Source organism: Kitasatospora sp. NPDC057512, from assembly GCF_042802135.1.
In the GTDB taxonomy this organism is placed as follows: Bacteria; Actinomycetota; Actinomycetes; order Streptomycetales; family Streptomycetaceae; genus Kitasatospora.
This window is the reverse complement of the sequence record NZ_JBHVET010000615.1, coordinates 1-5,373: the sequence shown is the minus strand read 5'-3', so window position 1 is coordinate 5,373 and position 5,373 is coordinate 1. Positions and strand designations below refer to the sequence as shown.

The window sequence follows — 5,373 nt, the reverse complement described above, 5'->3', positions numbered from 1 at the left end:
CACCGGCCTAGCGTGGCCCCCATGGAGCTGTTCCCCCGATCCCGCTGGCGCAGTGGCAGGACTCCAAGGCGACGGTCCACCGCTTCGCCCAGGTCGTCGGCAAGGTCCGCCTGGCGTGCAGCGTGCGGCGCAACCACTGGTGGAACGTCCCGTACCACCTCACCGGGCGCGGCATCACCACCCGCCCGATGGCCGTGCTGGACGGGGGCGGGACCTTCTGCGTCGACTTCGACTTCGTCGACCACCGGCTGGTGGTCTGCTCCTCGGACGGCCGCACGGCCTCGTTCCCGCTCACCGGGCAGTCCGTGGCGTCGTTCTACCGCCGCACGCTCGACTCCCTCGCGGCGGTCGGCGTGCCGGCGGCGGTCCCGCACCCGTACCCGTTCGACCTGCCCGACGCCGGCCGGCCGTTCACCGAGGACACCGAGCACGCCGCCTACGACCCGTTCTGGGTCAACCGCTACTGGCAGGTGCTGAGCCAGGTCAACCTGGTGCTGGAGGAGTTCGCCGCCGGCTTCTGCGGGAAGATCAGCCCGGTGCACCACTTCTGGCACACCTTCGACATCGCCGTCACCCGCTTCTCCGGCCGGGTGATCGAACAGCCGCGGACCGTCGACCCGGTGACCCGCGAGGCCTACTCCCGCGAGGTCGTGAGCTCCGGTTTCTGGTTCGGTGACGACTCCTTCCCGGACCCGGCCTTCTACTCCTACGCGGCACCCGAGCCCGCCGGCCTGGCCGACAGCCCGCTCCGCCCCGGCGCCGCCCGCTGGGTCGAGCGCAGCGGCAGCCACCTGGCCGTCCTGCCGTACGACGAGGTCCGCGGCCGGGAGGATGCGCGTGCCGTGGTGCTGGACTTCTACGAGTCCGTCTACGAGCCCGCGGCCCGCCTGGCCGGCTGGGACGTCCGCGGCGAGGCCTCGCCGGGCGGCATCACCGACCCGGTGGCGGCGGGGAGCGGCGGCTGACGGCGAGCCAGGACGGCTGTCCTCGACGCGGAGTTTAGGTTAGCCTCACCTAAGTTGCGGTTCGCGTCGACGGCCTACGGACCGGCACGGCCGCGGCGTCCGCCCGTTCGCTGGAAGGAGCCCGCCCTGTCCACCGTCACCGCTCCCGCCCGTTTCGCGCTCTTCCCCCTGCGCGTCGCCCGCACCGCCGGCCTCACCCCGCACCTGGTCCGCGTCACGCTCACCGGTGAGAGCCTCACCGGGTTCGTCAACGGCGGCCTCGACCAGCGGATCAAGCTGCTGCTGCCGCTCCCCGGGCAGTCCGAGCCGCTGATCCCGCCCGGCGACGGCGACTTCGGCTGGTACCAGAGCTGGCGGGAGACGGACCCACGGGTGCGCCCGGTGCTGCGCACCTACACCGTCCGCGGCCGGCGCTTCGACCCCGACGAGATCGACATCGACATCGCCGTGCACGGGGACCTCGGCCCGGGCTCCCGGTGGGCCGCCACGGCCGCGCCCGGCGACCGGGTGGTGGTGTGTGGACCGGCCGTCGAGCAGGCCGGCGGCGTGGAGTTCCGGCTGCCCGCCGACCCCGGCTGGGTCCTGCTGGCCGGGGACGAGTCGGCGCTGCCCGCCATCGCCGCGATCCTGGAGGAACTGCCCGCGCACCTGCCGGTCCGGGTCTTCGCCGAGGTGGACGGGCCGGCCGAGGAGGCCTACCTCCCGGCCCGGCGCGCCGGAGTCGAGACCGTCTGGCTCCACCGCCGCTCCGGCGCGCCGGGCCTCACCGGAGCGGTGCGCGCCGCCGACCTGCCGGACGGGCGGCCGTACGCCTGGATCGCGGGCGAGGCGGCCTCGGTGCGCGAGCTGCGCCGCCACCTGGTCGGCGAGCGGGGGATGGACCGGCGCGCGGTCTGCTTCATGGGCTACTGGCGGGCCGGGCGCAGCGAGGACCAGCGCGCCGAGGACGGCCCGGGGGAGGACGCCGAGGACTGAGGCCGGCGGCCGCCGCAGAAGCGCCGCCGCACGCACCCTCCCGGAACATGAGGTTCCGTCATATTGTCGTTTCTCGCCGACGGCGCGCCCGAGCGCCGGGCGACGGCCCGAGCCACCTCACCACAGCGGGGACGACGATGAAGAGTCTTACGGCGCGCCTGCTCGCCCTGGCCGCGACCCTGCCGGTGCTCGCCGTGCTGGCGGCGGGCCCCGGCGTCGCGGCACCGGACGACGGAGCCGGGGCCCGGCTCGCCGCGTCCTGGACCGGACCGCTGAGCGCCCGGGGGCGCTACATCGTCGACGCCGACGGCGACCGCTTCAAGCTGAAGGCCGCCAACTGGGCCGGTGCCCAGGGGACTTGGCAGGGCAGTGGGAATACCGAGGATCCGGCGAACAACCAGGCGGGACAGGTGTCGCACAACCTCCCGCTGGGCCTGGACCGGGTGCCGATGGCCCGGCTGCTGGCCGACTTCCACGGGCTGGGCCTCAACAGCGTCCGGCTGCCGTTCGCCAACGCGATGATCCACGACACCGCCCCCGTACCGGACTCCGCCGTCGCCGCCAACCCGCAGCTGCGCGGCCGGACCCCGCTCCAGGTGTTCGACGCCGTGGTGGCGGCGCTGACCGCCGACGGCTTCGCGGTGATCCTCAACAACCACACCACCGGCTACCGCTTCTGCTGCGGCCTGGACGGCAACGAGCGCTGGAACAGCGGCCAGTCGACCGCGCAGTGGGAGGACGACTGGCTGTTCATGGTGAACCGCTACAAGGCCGACAAGCGGGTGGTCGGCGCCGACCTGCGCAACGAGGTCCGCCGGGACGTCTGGGACGACCCCAACTGGGGCCTGGGCGACGCCCACGACGAGTACGCCGCCTTCGAGGAGGCAGGCAACCGCATCCTGCGGGCCGACCCGGACCTGCTGGTCGTCATGGAGGGCATCAACTGGTACGGCATCCCCGCCGCGGGGTTCAGCCACGGCCGCCCCATGCTCACCCCCGTGCGCAACCTCTCCCACACCCTGATCGACTCCGGCAAGCTGGTCTACTCCGCGCACTTCTACGGCTACACCGGCCCGGCCAACACCGGTGCGGGCAGCGGCCCGGGATCCACCAGTGACCCGCGCTACCAGGACTTCACCCCCGAGCAGCTCGCCCAGGTGGTGGACGACCAGGCGCTGTTCGTCACCCGGGCCGGACAGCACTTCACCGCCCCGGTGTGGATCAGCGAGTTCGGCGCGGGCGGCCGGGGCTCGACCGACACCAGGGAGCAGGCCTGGCTGCACGCGTTCACCGACATCCTGGTGCGCGGCGACACCGACTTCGCCGTCTGGCCGCTGGTCGGCTGGGCCGACGCCGCCGGGCGGCCGCAGGACAGCTGGGCACTGCTCTCCTACGGCCCCGACGGCACCCGGACCGGCCTCACCGACCCCGGCGACTGGCGGGCCGCCGACTGGACCCGGCTGGTCGGCGCGGCGGCGGCGAGCGGCCCGGTGCCCGCGGTCGACCACTGGAGCATGCTCGCCCTCGACCACGCCGACCAGGTCCTCTCCCGGCGGATGCTCGCCCGCCCGGACTGGAGCCCCGGCAACCGCAAGGGCGACTGCCCGGACGGCCTGCGCCTGACCGCCCTCGCCCGCGGCGACAGCCGGGCCCTGTGCACCGACGCGGGCGAGCCGGCCGGCGGCAGCGGCGACTGGACCACCGTCACCGACGAGCGCTACGTCACCGCGGGGGACTGGGCATCCGGCTACGACAAGCTCCAGTGCCCCGACCGCAGCTTCGCGGTCGGCTACAGCGTGCGGGCCAACGCCATGGCCGCCCTGCTCTGCGCCCCGGCGGCCGGCCCGCTGCCGCCGACCGGCCGTACGGTCTGGTTCGACCGGGGCGACAACCGGCCCGCCACCGGCGGCTCGGTGACGAGCGACTGGGCGCCGGGCCGCTACAAGGGCCAGTGCGCCGACGGCGAGTACCTGGCCGGTGTCGCGTCCACCTGGCAGCGCCTCCAGTACGGCGCCCCGGCCGCGCTGCTCTGCCGCCCGCTCGGCTGACCCGAACTCGACAGGGGCGTGCGCCCGCCCCGCATGGTTCACCCGGACGGCACCGTGTGTTGACCCCTGGGGGGAATACGGCTCGATTACAAGGTTCGCATGAGAAACATTCACTACGGAACCGGTGGAATCGCCGCCTCGGCCGCCTTGGCGGCCCTCCTCGTCTGCGCCCCGCAGCAGGCGTCGGCGGCTCCCGGAACCCACACGTTCGACTACAAGGGCGCGCCCGAGCAGTACACCGTCCCCGAAGGGATCTGCCAGCTGGTGGTGCGGGCCTCCGGCGGTGCGGGAGGGAACGCCGTCTACGGGTCGCCCGGCGGGAAGGGCGGTGAGGTCCGAGCCACGGTCCAGGTCACGAGCGGTCAGGTGCTGACCGTCGACGTGGGGCAGGCGGGCAGCGGAGGCGACCTCGCCGTTCCCGGCAGCATGGCCTACGGCGGGTACGGCGGTGGAGGCCAGGGCGGCTCCTACAACGCGGAGCACAGCCCCGGCAACGGCGCCATCGGTGCCGGCGGCGGAGGCGCCACCACCGTGACGACGGGTGGCGGCGCGCTGATCATCGCGGGTGGCGGCGGCGGAGGTGCCGGGAGTTTCACCAACGACGGAACCGCGCCCGGCGGCAGCGGCGGGCAGGCCGGAACCGACGGGGCCGACACCGGGCAGAGCGCGGCGGGCAAGGGCGGCAAGTCCGGTGGCAACGGGGGAGCGGGCGGCGCGGGCGGAACCGCCACCACCGGGGGCGACCACGACGGCGTCGCGGGCGGCAGCGCCACCGGTACCAAGGGCGGCGACGCGGCCGTCAATATCGGCGACCCCCACATGGGCACCGGCGGCGGAGGCGGCGGCGGGGCCCACGGGGGCGGCGCCGGCGGCTCCTCCACGGCGGGCACGCTCGACGGCGGCGGGGGAGGCGGTGGTTCCAGCCTCGGCCCGGCCTCCGCGACCTTCACCACCGGAGCGCGCAGCGGCAACGGGGAGGTCGTGATCGAGGAGGTCGCCTGCGCCACCCCCTCGCCGTCCCCGTCCCCGTCCTCCACCGCGACGGCTTCTCCCACCCACTCGCCGACCCCGACGGCCTCCCCCACCCACTCGCCGTCCCCGACGGTTTCTCCCACTCACTCGCCGTCCGCGACAGCCTCTCCCACCCACGCGCCGTCCCCGACCACCGGCCCGAGCCACCATCACTCGCCCGGTCCGGTGCCCGGCCACGGCGGGGGCCAGCTTCCCGAGACCGGGAGCAGCACACCGGTCCTCCTGACGGGTGCCCTGCTCTGCGTGGGCGTCGGTGTCGCCGTGTTCCGTCTCGGCCGCCGGAACGGCCGCCGGCACTCCTGACGGCGGCGTGGCCCACGGATCCCACCCGCTGCACGGGAAGTCGGCCGCTC

The 5,373-nt window shown here is 74.7% G+C and carries 4 protein-coding genes; all 4 read left to right on the top strand.

Translation table 11 applies throughout. The features are described 5' to 3' along the window. Positions 1–38: 38 nt before the first annotated feature. The 4 genes from ACFU6K_RS30420 to ACFU6K_RS30405 all read left to right on the top strand — a co-directional run bounded on the left by ACFU6K_RS30420 (position 39) and on the right by ACFU6K_RS30405 (position 5,323). Positions 39–965 (top strand): DUF5996 family protein, encoded by a 927-nt coding sequence (locus tag ACFU6K_RS30420; protein ID WP_380668424.1) that lies wholly within the window; start codon positions 39–41, stop codon positions 963–965. Between the two features lie 126 nt (positions 966–1,091). After that, the gene (locus ACFU6K_RS30415) at positions 1,092–1,940 is read left to right on the top strand and encodes a siderophore-interacting protein (RefSeq protein WP_380668422.1); all 849 of its coding nucleotides are present in this window, start codon (positions 1,092–1,094) and stop codon (positions 1,938–1,940) included. A 137-nt stretch (positions 1,941–2,077) separates the two neighbouring features. Beyond that, positions 2,078–3,988, top strand: coding sequence for a glycoside hydrolase family 5 protein (locus ACFU6K_RS30410; RefSeq protein ID WP_380668420.1), 1,911 nt, complete (start codon positions 2,078–2,080; stop codon positions 3,986–3,988). A 99-nt stretch (positions 3,989–4,087) separates the two neighbouring features. After that, positions 4,088–5,323 (top strand): hypothetical protein, encoded by a 1,236-nt coding sequence (locus tag ACFU6K_RS30405; protein ID WP_380668418.1) that lies wholly within the window; start codon positions 4,088–4,090, stop codon positions 5,321–5,323. Positions 5,324–5,373 lie beyond the last annotated feature (50 nt).

Excerpts from the sequence above, each read along its gene's own strand:
- ACFU6K_RS30410 (WP_380668420.1), top strand. The coding sequence starts at position 2,078 with ATGAAGAGTCTTACGGCGCGCCTGCTCGCCCTGGCCGCGACCCTGCCG.
- ACFU6K_RS30405 (WP_380668418.1), top strand. The coding sequence starts at position 4,088 with ATGAGAAACATTCACTACGGAACCGGTGGAATCGCCGCCTCGGCCGCC.